The sequence below is a fragment of the Pseudomonas morbosilactucae genome, from assembly GCF_023241715.1.
Lineage (GTDB): Bacteria > Pseudomonadota > Gammaproteobacteria > Pseudomonadales > Pseudomonadaceae > Aquipseudomonas > Aquipseudomonas morbosilactucae.
In genome coordinates, this window is sequence record NZ_JALQCW010000011.1 from 27,889 (window position 1) to 43,146 (window position 15,258).

Below are 15,258 nucleotides of genomic sequence, written 5' to 3' on the forward strand. Positions count from 1 at the left end.
AGCACTTAACGTGATGGTTCCAGGCCGTGTTCCAGCCACCAGGCATGGGCCCGCTCAGCCAGGCTGGCGACGCTCAGGGTGCTGGCATCCAGGGCCAGGGTGCGCGGTTCGCCAACGGGGGATTCAAGGGTCGCGAATTGACTGTCGATCAAGGTCGACGGCATGAAATGCCCGGGCCTGTGAGCCACGCGGTCAGCCGCCACTTCAGGGGTCAATTCGAGGAAAACAAAGCCCAGGCCCGGCGTGGCGCTGCGCAAGCGCTCGCGGTACTGGTGCTTGAGCGCCGAACAGGTCAGCACCGGACGCTGGCCGGCAGCCAGGGCGCGACGCAGTTCATCGCACAGGCTGTCGAGCCAGCCGGCGCGGTCGTCGTCGTTCAGGGGAATACCGGCACTCATCTTGGCGATATTGGCGGCAGGGTGGAACGTATCGCCTTCAATGGCTGTGGCGCCGCTGCGCTGGCATAGGGCTTCGCTGACGCTGGACTTGCCGCAACCGGCAACGCCCATGATGACCAGGGCCGTGATGGATTGACTCATGTAACACCTCAGCGCGCAGACAGCGCTACCTTCGCTCTGTGAAAGCCTAGTGCAAAAATAGTTTCTGCCGACGCCTTCTTGTCATTTTTGTGGGTTGCCGCGTATATAGGCCCCGAAACCAAAGAGCGCAGATCAGGCAGACCGCGCTCACGCATTGCAGCTGTTTTGAGACAGCGCTACCTTAGTGACTTGAATTTTGTTTGGCAAGCCGTCTGATGACCACCCACAAAAACGATAAAAACACGCGCACCACTGGCCGCCCCACCCTCAATGAGGTGGCGCGCCTGGCAGGCGTGAGTCCGATCACTGCGTCCCGAGCCCTGCGCGGTATCAGCAGCGTGGCCACCGAACTGGTGGAAAAGGTCCAGCAGGCCGCCCGCGAGCTCAACTACGTGGTCAACCCCGCCGCCCGCGCCCTGGCCTCGGCTCAGAGCCAATCGGTGGTGGTGCTGGTGCCGTCGCTGTCCAACCTGCTGTTTATCGAAACCCTGGAAGCCATCCATCAGGTGCTGCGTCCCAAGGGCTTCGAAGTGCTGATCGGCAACTATCACTATTCCCGTGATGAAGAAGAAAACCTGCTGCGCAACTACATGGCCTATCAGCCGCGGGGTTTGCTGCTGACCGGTTTCGATCGCACCGAAAGCGCCCGGCGGATGATCGAGACCAGCAACATCCCCTGCGTGTACATGATGGAACTGGACGCCGGCGCGGGCCTGAACTGCGTCGGTTTCTCCCAACTGAGCGCCGGCGAAACCGCTGCCCGGCACCTGATCTCCCGTGGGCGCAAGCACCTGGCCTACATCGGCGCCCAACTGGACCAGCGCACCCTGCTGCGTGGCGAAGGCTTCCGCCGAACCCTGCAACAGGCGGGGCTCTACAACCCCGACCTCGAAGTGCTGACCCCACGCCCGTCGTCCGTGGGCCTGGGCGGCGAGCTGTTCCTGCAATTGCTGCACAGCCAGCCCCAGGTCGACGCGATCTTCTTCGGCAACGACGACCTGGCACACGGCGCCCTGCTGGAAGCCATGCGCAGCGGTATCAAGATCCCCGAACAGGTGGCGGTGCTGGGCTTCAACGACCTGCCCTCCTCGGCCCACATGGTGCCGCGCCTGAGCAGCATCAGCACCCCGCGCGAAGCCATTGGCCGCCGCGCCGCGGAACAGATGCTGACCCTGATGGCCGGCAATGCCGTGGCCGAGCCAGTGGTAGACATGGGCTTTGAGCTGAAGGTGCGGGAGAGCACCTGAGCCGCCTCAGGGCTTCAGGCTCAAGGCACTGAGCAACAACCCAAAACCCACGAACAACTGATCGATACGGCGCTTGTACGCCACCAACTGGCTGGCGATCGCCGGTGTCGAAAAAAACAGCGCCACCAAGCCGAACCACAGCACGTGGGCCAAGACGATGATCGCCCCATAGCCAACCTGCACCGGCCATGCCGTGCCTGGCTCGATCACCTGCATAAACAGGCTGAGGACAAAAATCATGGTCTTGGGATTCAGCGCGTTGGTCAGGACGCCGCTGCGCAAGGCCGCCCAGGACGACATCTCGGTCGCGGCCTTCGCCACCTCCGCCCCGCCTTGCGCCGGACAGCGCAACAGCTTGACCCCCAGGTAGATCAGGTACATGGCCCCGGCGATCTTCAGCCCGGTGAACCACAGCAGCGATTGCTGCAGCAGCACACCCACACCCAACAGGCTGTAGCCGATATGCACCATGACTCCGAGCCCGATCCCCAGGGCTGTGAGCACCCCATGGCGGCGCGAAAGCATCAGGCTGTTGCGCGTGACCAGGGCAAAATCGGCCCCGGGGCTGAGTACCGCGAGGACGGTGATGGTGATTACGGCTAACAGTTCGGTCACGTTGCATGCGCCTTGGTTATAGAATCAGGCGCTACTGTATGGGGATCGGCATGGGGACAGCCAACGATGAAAACTGACACTCTCGGTGATAAAAACTCACAGATATTGCGACGACGCCTGCCGCCCCTCAGTGCCTTGCGCTGCTTCGAAGCGGCGGCGCGCCTGGAAAGCTTTACCCAGGCCGGCGCCGCCCTGCACCTGACCCACGGCGCCATCAGCCGCGCCGTGCGCGCGTTGGAGGAAGACCTGGGCATCGCTCTGTTCGAACGCCGCAGTCACCGGGTATTTCTGACCCCGGCCGGTGCCGACTTGCTGCACAGCGTGACCCAGGCCCTGGACCTGATCGAAAGCACCGCCAGTCGCTTGCGGGCACCCAGCCCCGAGGCGCCGCTGGTGCTGTCCTGCGAACCCACCCTGCTGATGCGCTGGCTGATCCCGCGCATGGCGGATTTCCATGCCTGCCACCCAGGGCTGTCGATCCAACTGGTGGCGGGCGGCGGGCCCTTCTCGTTCAATGCCGGGATCGACCTGGCGATCCGCCGCAACGACTTTGCCTGGAGCAGCGACACCCAGGCGCATTGGCTGTTCGACGAAGCCATAGGCCCGGTGTGCCGACCGCAGCAGCAGGCTCAATGGGCGCCGCTGGAACAGGGCCAGCGACAATTGGCCAGCCAGGCACCGCGCCTGCACAGCGCCACGCGCCGGCAGGCCTGGGAGCAGTGGTTCCAGATCCAACAACGACCTTGCAGCCCGGTGCAACAGGAACAGGTTTTCGAACACTTCTACTTCAGCCTGCAAGCTGCGGTGGCGGGATTGGGGCTGGCCATCGCGCCCTGGCAACTGGTGCGGGACGATCTGGCCAGCGGGCTGTTGTGCGCGCCTTTCGATTTCGTCGCCGACGGCAGTGCCTACTACCTGCTGTCGCCGCAGGCGATAAGCGATGACTCGGCAGCCGGGCAACTACTGCTCTGGTTACGCAAGCAGGCCCTGGCCTAAGCCCTATAGCGCGGGTGGCGCACCCAGTGCCGGGTCCTCGCCACTGAGTAACTGCACCAACGCCAAGGCGCCCTTCTGCAACGGCTGGTTCTTCAGCCACACCGCATGCACCGGCAACTGCAGGCCGTTCTCGATGTTTTTGAAGTGCAGCCGTTGCAGGCGCCCGGCGTCCAGCCACGGCTGGATCACCGACAAGGGGAAATTGCCCCAGCCAATCCCCGCTTCCACCATGTGCACCGCCATGGCCAGGCTGTCGGTGCGCCACAGCGACTCGCCCACCAGAGGCCGGGTATCGCTGATGGGCAGGTCGCGGCTGGCCACCACCACCTGGCGAACCCGGATCAACTCCTCCAGGAACAGCGAACCATCGCTGGCCAGAAACACGGGGTGCCGGGGCGAGAGGCAGGCAATCACTCGCTCGCTGCCGATGTACTGGAAGTACTCCAAGGCATTCACGCTCAGACCGGCAAAGGCCACGGCCACGCTGACCCGACCACTGTGCAGCAGTTGCAGCACGTCATCCTGGGGGGCGCTGAGCACCTCCACGTCGAGCAACGGATAACGCTCGGCAATCAACTTGATGGCCGCCAGTACCCGCTGTTTGTCGATGTCATCCACCACTGCGATCGACAGCTTGCTTTCCAGCCCCAGGGACAGTTCGATGGCATGCACCTGAAGCTGCTTGAGTTGGTCGGCGATCAACCGCGCATGGGGCGCCAGAGCCAGGGCCAGCGCCGTGGGCACCGGCTCGCGATGGCTGCGATCGAACAGCGCATAGCCCAACTCCGCCTCCAGGTTGGCAATACCCATGCTCACCGCCGAAGGCACCTTGCCCAGGGAACGGGCGGCGGCGGAAAAGGAGCCGCGTTCAAGCACGGCAAGGAATAACTGAATGCTGTCACTGGAAAAATTCATGGGAACAACCTATCAGTAAAACTGAAAGCTACCGACTTTTTCTGTCAGCCATAGTGAAGCTATCTTCTGCGCCCCGCGCCAGTCTCGATGCTAATCGAACTGGCCAGCCGTATTCGCAAAGAGGAAGCAGGCATGCAAGGCGTAAAGCGCAAACTGGTGTACGTGTCGTTGTTCGAGGTCTTCGGCATGACCTTCTCGGCCCTGGGCCTGGCCCTGCTTTCGGGCACCTCCCCCAGCAGCACCGGCCCCTTGGCCGTGGCCATCACCAGCATCGCGGTGACCTGGAACTTCATCTACACCACCTTGTTCGAGCGCTGGGAAAGCCGCCAGGTCTCGCGCACCCGCACGGTCAAGCGGCGCATCGCCCATGCCGTCGGCTTCCAGTTGACGCTGATCATGTTCCTGATTCCGCTGATTGCCTGGTGGATGGACATCAGCCTGCTGCAAGCCTTTCTCCTCGACCTGGCACTGATCCTGTTCATCCCCTGCTACACCTTCGCCTTCAATTGGTTGTTCGACCGGGTCTTCGGCCTTCCGGCTTCGGCACTGCCGGACCCGGCCTGAAGAAAACGGGCAAAGTCCCCATCGCCGAAGCGCAACCGCGCTGTTAGATTCTCCAGGCCCTCCAATACCGCCAAGGATGCGTCATGGAACATCTCAAGGTTCTCGGTAAAGCGTCATCGATCAACGTCAGGAAAGTTCTGTGGACCTGTGAGGAACTGGGGCTTGCCTACCAACGCGAAGACTGGGGCAGCGGTTTCCAGTCCACCCAGGCCGCGGCCTTTCTCGAACTCAACCCCAATGCCCAGGTGCCGGTGCTGATTGACGAAGCCGGCGTGCTGTGGGAATCCAACAGCATCTGCCGCTACCTGGCCAACAAGACCCCGGGCCAGCGCCTGTTGCCGCAAGCACCACGGGCCAGGGCCCTGGTGGAACAGTGGATGGATTGGCAGGCCACGGAGCTCAATCCGTCCTGGAGCTACGCCTTTGTCGCTCTGGTGCGGCAAAACCCGGAGTTTCAGGACCCTCAACGCATTGCCGCCGGCCTTCAGGGCTGGAACAGCAAGATGGCGATCCTGGAACAACAGTTGAGCCGCAGCGGCGCCTTCGTGCTCGGCGAGGAACTGACCCTGGCCGACATCGTGCTCGGGCTGTCGGTGCATCGTTGGCAGATGACGCCCATGGAGCACCCGGATTACCCCGCCGTTGCCGCCTACTACCAGCGCCTCAGCGAACGCCCAGGCTTCGTTCTGCATGGGTGCAACGGCATTCCTTGAGCCCCTGCCCCCATAGCGCTTGCCTGAAAGCGGCAAAACCTCTCCGCTTGCAGGCAGGCACTTGCAGGGCTCTTGAGCCAAGTCATTGATATTAAAGGCCGCCATACAACGGCACGGAACTTGCTGACTATCCCGGGACAGCTCTCACAGACAGGTGCCCAATCATGTTGGTCAACGCCCAAACGTCCTCCGCGGTGCAGAAAAGCCAGCGCTCCGATATGGACCCGACTACCGCAGCCGCCAGCGCTATCTACAGCGGCTTGATGCAAAACGTACAGAATGCGGCGACGTTCCAAGCGTCCCAGGCCGTGCAAAAGGCCAGCAGCACCGTGGACGATAACGTCGAAGCGGCGTTCGCCAAGACTCGCGTGTTGCTGCAAGCCACGCCGCCGGCCACCAGCACGCCGGAAGCCACCACGGCCACGGATGCCTCCGCCACCGCCGAGTTCAAGGAGTACATGAGCAAGTCCCCTGAACAGCGGATGCGCGACCAGATCCTCAAGGAATTGGGGATTACCGAGGAAAGCCTGCAATCCATGTCGCCAGAGCAGCAACTGGCCATCGGCAAGCAGATTGCCGAGCGCATGGAAGACAAGATGAAGCTGGCGCAAGCCGACAAAGATAACGGCACCAGCAGCACCGGCGCCCAGCTTGAAGACAAGTTCCTCGCTTCGCTGTAATAGCTGGCGCAGGCCAAAAAGGGTTCCCACTGGGAACCCTTTTTTTTAGGCCAAACTGACGCAGCCGAATTATTGCAACTGCAGGGTGGAGTTGAACTGGGCGATGGCTTCCACCACGTGCCGTGAGCCCTGCTGAATCTCCAGGATCACCTCCCCCGCCTCATTGGCCAGCTCCACCCCCAGCCCGGTGCGGCTCAGGCTCGACTGCATGCTGGTCACCGCACTCAGGGACAGGTCGTGGTTCCGGCGCACCACATCGACGATCTCCAGGGTCGCCTGGCTGGTCCGCGCCGCCAGGCTGCGCACCTCATCGGCCACCACGGCAAATCCACGACCTTGCTCACCGGCCCGGGCCGCCTCGATGGCGGCGTTAAGGGCCAACAGATTGGTCTGGTCAGCGATGCTGCGGATGGTCTGGACAATGCTGCCGATGATGTCCGACTGCTTACTCACCGCATCAATACTGACCGCCGCCTCGTTCAGGTCGCGGGAGATTTGCTCGATGATCTGCACCGTCTGCTGCACCACCTGCGAGCCCTTCTGGGCGCAGGCATCGTTCTGCACCGAGGTGCTGTGGGCGGACTCGGCGGCGCTCTGCAAGGTGGTCATCTGCTGGGTGATATCGCTGGCGAACTTGACCACCTTGTACAAGCGCCCCTTGGCATCGAACAGGGGGTTGTAGGAGGCCTCGAGGAACACCGTCTGGCCGTATTTGTTTTCTCGCTCGAAGCGGTGGGAGTGGTATTCGCCACGATTGAGGGAGGCCCAGAACGCTCGGTATTCTGCGGACTCCGCTTCGGCGCGGTGGCAGAACATGCTGTGGTGCTGGCCAACGATTTCATTGAGGGCGTAGCCCATGGTCTTGAGGAAGTTGTCGTTGGCGCTGATGACCTTGCCTTCGGGCGTGAATTCGATCACTGCCATGGAACGGCCAATGGCATTCAACAGGCTTTGGTTTTCATGTTCGATATGGATGCGCTCAGACACATCCGCGGCCACCTTGATCACACTCCGGACCTGACGATCGGGGCCGAACACCGGCATGTAGCTGGCTTCGAGCCAGATCTCCTGGCCGCTCTTGCCCAAACGCAGAAAGGTACCGCTGAGGGGTTCGCCACGGGCCAGGTCACGCCACAGGGTGCTGTAGGCCTCACTGCGGTAAAACGCCTCTTCGCAGAAAATCCGGTGGTGCTTGCCACGCAACTCCTCGACGGAATACCCCATGGTCTTACAGAAGTTGTCATTGGCATCCAGCACGATGCCATCGGGCGAGAATTCGATCAGTGCCATGGAACGGCTGATGGCCAGTAACTTGGCATTGGCCTCGGTCAGGGCACAGGTAAATCGCTCGATCTCAAGCAGGTCAGCCTTGTGATGTAGATTGAACATGGTTGTATCACCTTCAACGCTGTCTTTTGATTGACGGAAGTTCCGAGTCTTTCAACTGATCCACACAACGTTCCATGAAACATGGCAAGCGCCTCTCTCCAATAAGGAGAAAGTGTCAGGTGATAAATGATGATTAATGGGAGAGTCCATAATGCAACGCTCTTATCAAGCCATCCTTTTCTTGACGAACCGTTAGCCGGTTCAACCTAACTGGGGCAAGTAAGTCCATTTAAGCAACAACTCCCTTATCATCACGGCGCCTTGAGTGGCGAACTCTTCAGAGATGTTCAACCTGTCCTTAACGGTTTTTGGATAACCCTCTTGAACAGCAAGCAGCAACTAGCTGACCTTATTTTACTGTTCAAATAATCGGCTACATAAACGGACACAAATGAGCATAGCCAGCCATGGTTGCTATGCAAGGCCATTAATCAGCCATTATTTAAACCCTCAGCAAGGCTCGCACCGCCGAGGTCCACTGGCCTATGCCAGCGCGAACTGACTCAGGCTTGCGCCAACATCTCCAGCAGCGCCCGCACCGCCGGTGAGGCCTCACGGCCTGGGGCCGCCACCAGCCCGAACTCACGATGCAGCGGCTCGGCCAGGGGCAGGATGCGCAGGCCCTGGCGGCTGTCCGGCAAGGTCATCTCAGGGACCAGGCTGACACCCACCTGCTCCCGCACCAAGGTGAAGGCACTGCTCCAGTCGCGCACTTCAACCCGCACATCCGCCAAGCACAAGCCGGCGTCTGCCGCCAGGCTGCGGGCATTCACCGAACAGCCGCCCGTGGCCAGCACAAACGGCTGGGCCACCAACTCCGCCAAGGGCACCGCACCGTCACCGGCCCGCCGGGCCAAAGGATGGCCCTGGGGCAACACCGCGACCCAGGTGTCGCGCCCCAACAACCCGGCGTTACGCACCGGCGCGGGGTTGAGGACCACGCCCAGGTCCACCAGTTGAGCGCTGAGCAAGGCTTCCACTTCGTCGTCGCTGACCTCCAGGGCCACCACTTGAATGCCCGGATAAAGCTGCTTGAAGCGCCGCAGCAACGGCGGCAGAAACGCCGCCAGGACCATGGGAAAACTGGCCAGGCGCAAGGTGCCACGCTGGATCTCCCGACTGTTTTCCACACGACTGCGAATGTTCTCCAACGCGCCGAGCATCAACCGGGCCTGTTCAATCACCTGCAGGCCGATGGCGGTGGGCAGGGTTTGCCGGTTTTCCCGGCTGAACAGCTGCACCTCCAGCATGTCTTCCAGCAGCGCCAAAGCCTGGCTGGCCCCGGACTGGGTCATGCCGACCCGCTCGGCGGCGCGGGTGATATTGCCGCTGTCGGCGATCGCCACCAGCAGCCGCCAATGCATCAGGTTCATCATGCCAGTAGCTGTCCTTATGGCAGTTTTCTGAAAGATTAATTTTACCCAGGACAATGGCCGCCCGGACACTGGCGCGCACCCTTATCAGGAACCTTGCCGATGAAGCTGTATTACGCCCCCCAAGCCTGCTCGCTGGCGCCCCATATCGTGCTGCGCGAACTGGGGCTGGCCTTTGATCCCGTGCGCGTCGATAACCGCAGCAAACTCACCGCCGATGGCCGGGACTTCCTGGCCATCAACCCCAAGGGTTACGTCGCCGCCCTGGAACTGGACAACGGACAGGTGCTGACCGAGGGCCCAGCGATCCTGCAATACCTGGCGGACCTGCAGCCCAAGGCTGGCCTGGCCCCGGCCAATGGCAGTTGGGAGCGGGTGCGTCTGCAAGAGATGCTGAACTTCATCAGCAGCGAAGTGCATGGGGGCATGGCCTGGCTGTTCAGCACGGCGATTGATGACGCCGTCAAAGCCCTGTTCCGCGAACGGCTGTTCAAGCGCTTCGCCTTGCTTGACCAGACCCTGGTGCGCCAGGACTACCTGCTAGGGGGAAGTTTCGGAGTGGCGGATGCCTATCTGTTCAGCGTGCTGCGCTGGACCGAGGGCTTTGCCATCGACTTGCAGCAATGGCCCGGGCTGGAGCGCTTTCAGGTGCGGATTGGTGAACGGCGCTCAGTGCAGGAGGCCTTGGTCCTGGAGCTGAGCTGATTTGATTCGGGGAGAGAAAAGAGGAAGCCCGCCAAGCGGGCTTCGGAGGGAGCGATCAATGACCGAAGACATTCACTTCGACTTTCTTGGCTTTCTTGTCGGCGCGCTTTTCATCGGCGGTCTTGGCCGGTTTCTTTTTCGCGGCTTTCTTGGAATTCATACCTTTGGACATGATGCTCACTCCACTGATGCGGGATAGACGTCAGGTATACCACCTATGGCGCCTGGGGGTTCCTTTATAATCCGCCGCCCCCGCTGCCCAACCCGGAACGACCATGCCTCACCTGAACATCGCCCGGCTGACCGACCTTGAGCGCCCGCTGCTGAACAAGTTCTACCGCCAGCACGGCTCACCCATGCGCGCTTCCGGCGAGGGGCAACTGTGGGTGGCCAGGCGCGATGAACTGCTGGCCGGCATGAGCCTGACAGCCGTCGCCCAGGGGCATTGGCTGACAGGCCTGTTCGTCGCCCCGCAACACCGTGGCCGGCGACTTGCCGAGCGACTGGTGGCACAGGCCCTCGGCCCGCTCGAAGGACCGGTGTGGCTGTTCTGCCACCCGGACTTGCAAGCGCTGTATCAACGTATGGGGTTTTCCACCTCCCCCTGTTTACCCCAGGCCCTGGCCGACCGACTGGCCCGCTACAGCCGCAGTAAAAGCCTGGTGGCCATGGGTATAGAACCGTTGGTTAGAAGCACCAAAGATATTGGCTGATCGGCCCACGCCAGGCCCGTGCTAGCCTCGCCGGCACTTCGTGACTTATCAGGATGATCCATGAAACCCATGCTTCTGGCGCTGTCCATCAGTGCCCTTATGCTGAGCAATGTGTCTCAAGCCAGCGAATCTGCCCCGGCCCTGACCCGCCAGGAATACGCCAAAGTCCTCGCCGGTTCCTGGCGCGCCCCCGGCAACAGCGACCGGGACGTCTATCGCCACCCCCAACAGACCCTGGAGTTTTTTGGCCTGCAGGCTAACCAGCGGCTGATCGAAATCACCCCTGGCAGCGGTTGGTACAGCGAGTTGCTGGCGCCGCTGCTCAAGCGGCAAGGGCAGTACATTGCCGCCGTGCAAGCGCCGGCCAGCGGTGACTATTACAAAAAATCCGCCGACGGCCTGCGCCAGAAGTTCGCCGCCGACCCGGCCCGCTACGGCGAGGCTGCGTTCGTCGAATTCGATCCCAAGGCCCCGGTACTCGGCCCGCCCGGCTCGGCCGATCGAGTCCTGACCTTTCGCAATGTGCACAACTGGGTGCTGGCCGACACCGCGCCCAACCTGTTCCAGGCGTTCTTCAAGGTCCTCAAGCCAGGGGGCGTGTTGGGTGTGGTGGATCACCGGGCCAAGGACGGTGCGTCCCTGGAAGACATCAAGCACAGCGGCTACCTGACCACCGCGTACGTGGTGAAACTGGCCACCGACGCAGGCTTTGTCCTCGACGGGCAAAGCGAGATCAATGCCAACTCCAAAGACACCAAGGACTACCCCGACGGTGTCTGGACCCTGCCCCCGGCGTTCAAGCTCGGGGAACAGGACAAGGCCAGGTTCCAGGCCATCGGGGAGTCGGATCGCATGACCCTGCGCTTTATCAAGCCCGGGGCTTGAGCGCGTCGCCGGCTCAATCGTCGGCAGCGGGGTCCAGGTCGGGGAACAGCACTTCGGTAAAGCCGAACTTGCTGAAGTCGCTGATGCGCGACGGGTAGAGGCGGCCGATCAGGTGATCGCACTCGTGCTGCACCACCCGGGCATGAAACCCCGAGGCGATTCGCACCACGGGCTCGCCCTTGGGATCAAACCCCTCGTAGCGGATGTGTTCATAACGCTGCACCGCCCCCCGCAGCCCCGGCACCGAGAGACAGCCTTCCCAGCCTTCTTCCAGGATCGGGCTCAGGGGCGTGATCAAGGGGTTGATCAGAATAGTCTGGGGCACCGCTTCGGCGTCCGGGTAACGCTCGCTGTGCTCGAAACCGAAAATCACCAACTGCAGGTCGACGCCGATCTGCGGTGCCGCCAGGCCCACCCCGCCGACGCTTTCCATGGTCTGGAACATATCGTCGATCAGTTGCCACAGCTCCGGGCTGTCGAACATCTCGGGCGGCACCGGTGGTGCGATACGCAACAGGCGCTCGTCACCCATCTTGAGGATTTCACGGATCATGTTCAGGCTTCGTCAGTGGTCGGCTTGAGCGAGTGGTCTCGGCCCAGTCCCGATACGTGGTGTTTGGTTTCATGCTCGGCGGGGTCCTTTTCACCAGGATTCTTGCCCTCGGCCGACATGTGTTCGATCACCGCGTTCATCTCCGCGCCCAGCAGCAGCACCGCCGCGGAAATGTAGAAGTACAGCAACAGCACGATGATCGCGCCGATACTGCCATACATGGCGTTGTAGTCAGAGAAGGTTTTTACGTAATAACCAAAACCCAGGGACGCGATGATCCACACCACCACCGCCAGCACCGAACCCGGGGTGATAAAGCGGAATTCCTGCTTCACATCGGGCATCACGTAATACATCAAGGCCACCGCGATCATCAGCAACAGCACGATCAGCGGCCAGCGCAGGACGGTCCAGAGCGTCACGATAAAGTCTTCCAGCCCGACCTGCCCTGCCAGCCAGGCCATCACCTGCGGCCCCAGGACCATCAGCCCGGCGGCGACCAGCAACATCCCGGCGATGCCAATGGTGTAGAAAATCGACAGCGGGAAACGCTTCCAGATCGGCCGCGCCTCGACCACATCGTAAGCGGCGTTCATTGCGCTCATCATCAGCCGTACACCCGCCGAGGCGGTCCACAAGGCAATCACGATACCCACCGACAACAGGCCGCCCTTGGACTGCTGCAATTGGTCGATCACCGGGTTGACCTGCTCCAGGGCCTGGGGCGGCAACACCAGCTCCGACTGCAGACGCAGCCAGGTAAAGAAATCCGGCAGATGGAGGAAACCGATCAGGGCAATCAGAAACAGGATGAAGGGGAACAACGAGAACAGCATCTGGTACGCCAGCGCCGAGGCGTAGGTGGACATCTCGTCGTCGACAAACTCCTTGATCGTGCGCACCAGCACGCGATGCAGGGGTAACCCTTTCAAATCCGGAAAAATCATAGCGTCTCCTTTCGCCGCAATAGGTCGTGGTCAGGGGGCGACTCAGAGGCCGTTTTCTACATCAAATTAGCCCAGTTGGCGACTTTGAACCATTTCGGCTGTTTTAGTGCCGTGCCTGAATGCAAACGGCCATCCGAGGATGGCGTCGTGCTGCATTCACACCCTCGACACTATCAAGCCTTGTCGACGGTTTTCTTGACCGCGTCCTTGGCTTTGCCAAGGGTTTGCTGGGCCTCACCTTTCTTTTCCTGGATCTTGCCTTCGGTTTGCAGCTTGGTGTTGTCAGTGGCTTTGCCGACACCTTGCTTGATGTTACCGATCGCTTCGTTGGCCAAACCTTTTGCTTTATCCGATGCGCTGCTCATGGTGTTTCTCCGGTGAACAATCATGGGTTCAATGCGTTACCTAAAAACTGACCCTGGGGTGTTGCGCAGAGTTTCAATTATTTTCAGCCGGCGATTTCGTCGCCCACGACAGGTTGGGCTTTATGTTTGCCGGCCAACCCTTGAGAATGCGCAACGTATTCAGGCCGTGTACTGAAGAGCCAATCCCGTAGGAATGTTATGAAACTCGATAAAAAGGCGGCCATTGCCCGCAGAAACCTGGAACTGGGCGGTGCGGTGCTGGGGCTCAACAACTGCCACTTCGCGGAGTTGAACCGCAACCGCAACATCTGGTGGTTCGACCTGCCAGTCACCCGCCTGGCCATCGGTCAGTACGAATGGGTTCACCTGCTGCTGCACACCCCAAGCAGCGACCAGTTGCTGCACCTGAAGGTGCCGACCCTGTTCCTGCGGGAAAAACTCGAAGGCCTGGTGGTACGCAATGAAGGCAAACGCAAGGCGGCCCTGAGCCTGGAACTGAGCGCTGACAAGGACTCGTTCCTCACCGACGTCCGCCCGGCCGGCACCGGCGTCAACTTCGCCCAGTTCCAACAGTAAAACTGCAGGGACCACGACCCCAGCGCCCAACAAAAAGCCCCGCATGAGCGGGGCTTTTTGTTGGAGGGCGACGTTACTTCTTCAGCCCAAGCTTCTTCAGCTCTTCGTCTCGCAGCTCGCGCCGCAGGATCTTGCCGACGTTGGTGGTCGGCAACGCATCACGGAACTCAACGGCCTTGGGCACTTTGTAGCCGGTGACATTGGCGCGCATATGCGCCATCACTTCTTCCTTGGTCAGGGTCGCGCCCGGCTTGACCACGATGAAGATCTTGATGGTCTCGCCTGATTTTTCATCCGGCACGCCGATGGCGGCACACTGCAACACACCCGGCAACGCCGCCAGCACATCTTCCAGCTCGTTGGGATAGACGTTGAAGCCGGAGACCAGAATCATGTCCTTCTTGCGGTCGACGATACGGATATAGCCATCAGGCTGGATCAGCGCGATATCACCGGTTTTCAACCAGCCTTCGCTGAGCACTTCGTCGGTCGCGTCCTGGCGCTGCCAGTAGCCCTTCATCACTTGTGGGCCCTTGACGCACAGCTCGCCGATCTCACCCAGTGCCTGCTCTTCACCGGCGTCGTTGATCACCCGGCACAAGGTCGAAGGCACGGGAATGCCGATGGTGCCGATCTGGATGTTCTGGATCGGGTTGACCGTGGCCACCGGGCTGGTTTCGGTCATGCCGTAGCCTTCGCAGATCGGGCAGCCGGTCACGGCTTTCCAACGCTCGGCGGCCGCCAGTTGCAGGGCCATGCCGCCGGACAGGGTGACTTTCAAGGCGGAGAAGTCCAGCTTGCGAAACGCTTCGCTGTTGCACAGGGCCACAAACAGGGTGTTGAGGCCGACAAAACCGCTGAACTTCCACTTCGACAGTTCCTTGACCATCGCCGGCAGGTCACGCGGGTTGCTGATCAGAATGTTGTGGTTGCCGATCAACATCATCGCCATGCAATGAAAGGTGAAGGCATAGATGTGGTACAGCGGCAGCGGGGTGATGAGGATTTCACACCCTTCATTGAGGTTGGCACCCATCAGAGCCTTGCACTGCAACATGTTGGCCACCAGGTTGCGGTGCGTCAGCATCGCGCCCTTGGCCACGCCCGTGGTGCCGCCGGTGTATTGCAGCACGGCAACATCGCCGCTGGCCGGGTTGGCTTCCTTGACCGGCTGGCCCTGGCCCTTGCTCAAAGCATCGTTGAAGCGAATCGCCTGGGGCAGGTGGTAGGCCGGCACCATTTTCTTCACGTACTTGATCACGCTGTTGATCAGCAGGCGCTTGAGCGGCGGCAGCAAGTCCGCCACTTCGGTGACGATCACATGCTTGACGCCGGTCTTGGCACCACGCCTCGGCCAGGTGGCCATGTTGGCAAGGCAGACCAGGGCCTTGGCCCCGGAGTCGTTGAATTGGTGTTCCATCTCCCGCGCGGTGTACAGCGGGTTGGTGTTGACCACGATCAGGCCGGCGCGGATGGCACCCGA

18 protein-coding genes and 1 pseudogene are annotated in these 15,258 nt (G+C 61.3%); 9 read left to right on the plus strand and 10 right to left on the minus strand.

The window, feature by feature from the left end; translation table 11 throughout:
• Positions 1-5 precede the first annotated feature (5 nt).
• On the minus strand, positions 6-539 hold the full coding sequence (locus tag M1B34_RS06305; RefSeq protein ID WP_123328520.1) for a gluconokinase: 534 nt from the start codon (positions 537-539) through the stop codon (positions 6-8).
• A 215-nt stretch (positions 540-754) separates the two neighbouring features.
• Here M1B34_RS06305 and gntR point away from each other — a divergent pair, with 215 nt between their 5' ends.
• On the plus strand, positions 755-1,786 hold the full coding sequence (gntR, locus tag M1B34_RS06310; RefSeq protein ID WP_123328521.1) for an HTH-type transcriptional regulator GntR: 1,032 nt from the start codon (positions 755-757) through the stop codon (positions 1,784-1,786).
• 6 nt (positions 1,787-1,792) lie between these two features.
• Here gntR and M1B34_RS06315 read toward each other — a convergent pair whose 3' ends face one another.
• Positions 1,793-2,401, minus strand: coding sequence for a LysE family transporter (locus tag M1B34_RS06315; RefSeq protein ID WP_268264685.1), 609 nt, complete (start codon positions 2,399-2,401; stop codon positions 1,793-1,795).
• A gap of 66 nt (positions 2,402-2,467) precedes the next feature.
• Here M1B34_RS06315 and M1B34_RS06320 point away from each other — a divergent pair, with 66 nt between their 5' ends.
• Positions 2,468-3,397, plus strand: coding sequence for a LysR family transcriptional regulator (locus M1B34_RS06320; protein WP_268264686.1), 930 nt, complete (start codon positions 2,468-2,470; stop codon positions 3,395-3,397).
• Positions 3,398-3,400: 3 nt separating this feature from the next.
• Here M1B34_RS06320 and M1B34_RS06325 read toward each other — a convergent pair whose 3' ends face one another.
• Entirely contained in the window at positions 3,401-4,312 is a 912-nt protein-coding gene (locus tag M1B34_RS06325; protein ID WP_123328524.1) for a LysR family transcriptional regulator, read from the minus strand.
• Between the two features lie 132 nt (positions 4,313-4,444).
• Between M1B34_RS06325 and M1B34_RS06330 the strand changes: the two genes are divergently transcribed.
• The 3 genes from M1B34_RS06330 to M1B34_RS06340 all read left to right on the plus strand — a co-directional run bounded on the left by M1B34_RS06330 (position 4,445) and on the right by M1B34_RS06340 (position 6,269).
• Positions 4,445-4,876, plus strand: a complete 432-nt coding sequence (locus M1B34_RS06330; RefSeq protein ID WP_268264687.1) for a PACE efflux transporter — start codon at positions 4,445-4,447, stop codon at positions 4,874-4,876.
• Between the two features lie 83 nt (positions 4,877-4,959).
• The gene (locus M1B34_RS06335) at positions 4,960-5,589 is read left to right on the plus strand and encodes a glutathione S-transferase family protein (protein WP_268264688.1); all 630 of its coding nucleotides are present in this window, start codon (positions 4,960-4,962) and stop codon (positions 5,587-5,589) included.
• Positions 5,590-5,753: 164 nt separating this feature from the next.
• Positions 5,754-6,269, plus strand: coding sequence for a hypothetical protein (locus M1B34_RS06340; protein ID WP_268264689.1), 516 nt, complete (start codon positions 5,754-5,756; stop codon positions 6,267-6,269).
• Positions 6,270-6,338: 69 nt separating this feature from the next.
• On the opposite strand, the gene M1B34_RS33995 is transcribed toward M1B34_RS06340, so the two are convergent.
• From M1B34_RS33995 to M1B34_RS06350, 3 genes and pseudogenes are all read right to left on the minus strand, one after another.
• Positions 6,339-6,878 carry a methyl-accepting chemotaxis protein gene (locus tag M1B34_RS33995; RefSeq protein ID WP_425273497.1) on the minus strand — a complete coding sequence of 180 codons (540 nt, stop codon included), beginning with the start codon at positions 6,876-6,878 and terminating at the stop codon, positions 6,339-6,341.
• Positions 6,879-6,884: 6 nt separating this feature from the next.
• Positions 6,885-7,658: pseudogene (locus M1B34_RS34000) on the minus strand (PAS domain-containing protein); the annotation flags it as partial.
• Between the two features lie 503 nt (positions 7,659-8,161).
• Positions 8,162-9,034, minus strand: a complete 873-nt coding sequence (locus tag M1B34_RS06350) for a LysR family transcriptional regulator (RefSeq protein ID WP_268264691.1) — start codon at positions 9,032-9,034, stop codon at positions 8,162-8,164.
• Between the two features lie 99 nt (positions 9,035-9,133).
• Here M1B34_RS06350 and gstA point away from each other — a divergent pair, with 99 nt between their 5' ends.
• The 3 genes from gstA to M1B34_RS06365 all read left to right on the plus strand — a co-directional run bounded on the left by gstA (position 9,134) and on the right by M1B34_RS06365 (position 11,334).
• A complete protein-coding gene (gstA, locus tag M1B34_RS06355) occupies positions 9,134-9,736 on the plus strand; it encodes a glutathione transferase GstA (RefSeq protein WP_123328529.1) in 603 nt (200 codons plus the stop codon).
• 275 nt (positions 9,737-10,011) lie between these two features.
• The gene (locus tag M1B34_RS06360; protein ID WP_268264692.1) at positions 10,012-10,449 is read left to right on the plus strand and encodes a GNAT family N-acetyltransferase; all 438 of its coding nucleotides are present in this window, start codon (positions 10,012-10,014) and stop codon (positions 10,447-10,449) included.
• Between the two features lie 60 nt (positions 10,450-10,509).
• Complete coding sequence (locus M1B34_RS06365; protein WP_268264693.1) at positions 10,510-11,334, plus strand: class I SAM-dependent methyltransferase; 825 nt, start codon at positions 10,510-10,512, stop codon at positions 11,332-11,334.
• 13 nt (positions 11,335-11,347) lie between these two features.
• On the opposite strand, the gene def is transcribed toward M1B34_RS06365, so the two are convergent.
• From def to M1B34_RS06380, 3 genes are all read right to left on the minus strand, one after another.
• The gene (gene def / locus M1B34_RS06370) at positions 11,348-11,887 is read right to left on the minus strand and encodes a peptide deformylase (protein WP_123328532.1); all 540 of its coding nucleotides are present in this window, start codon (positions 11,885-11,887) and stop codon (positions 11,348-11,350) included.
• Positions 11,888-11,889: 2 nt separating this feature from the next.
• A complete protein-coding gene (locus M1B34_RS06375) occupies positions 11,890-12,834 on the minus strand; it encodes a YihY/virulence factor BrkB family protein (RefSeq protein ID WP_268264694.1) in 945 nt (314 codons plus the stop codon).
• Between the two features lie 173 nt (positions 12,835-13,007).
• Positions 13,008-13,199 (minus strand): CsbD family protein, encoded by a 192-nt coding sequence (locus M1B34_RS06380; protein WP_123328534.1) that lies wholly within the window; start codon positions 13,197-13,199, stop codon positions 13,008-13,010.
• 198 nt (positions 13,200-13,397) lie between these two features.
• Between M1B34_RS06380 and M1B34_RS06385 the strand changes: the two genes are divergently transcribed.
• A complete protein-coding gene (locus M1B34_RS06385) occupies positions 13,398-13,775 on the plus strand; it encodes a hypothetical protein (protein WP_123328535.1) in 378 nt (125 codons plus the stop codon).
• Positions 13,776-13,848: 73 nt separating this feature from the next.
• Here the strand turns inward: M1B34_RS06385 and M1B34_RS06390 are convergent.
• A partial coding sequence (locus M1B34_RS06390; protein WP_268264695.1) for an AMP-binding protein occupies positions 13,849-15,258 on the minus strand: 1,410 nt, incomplete at its 5' end.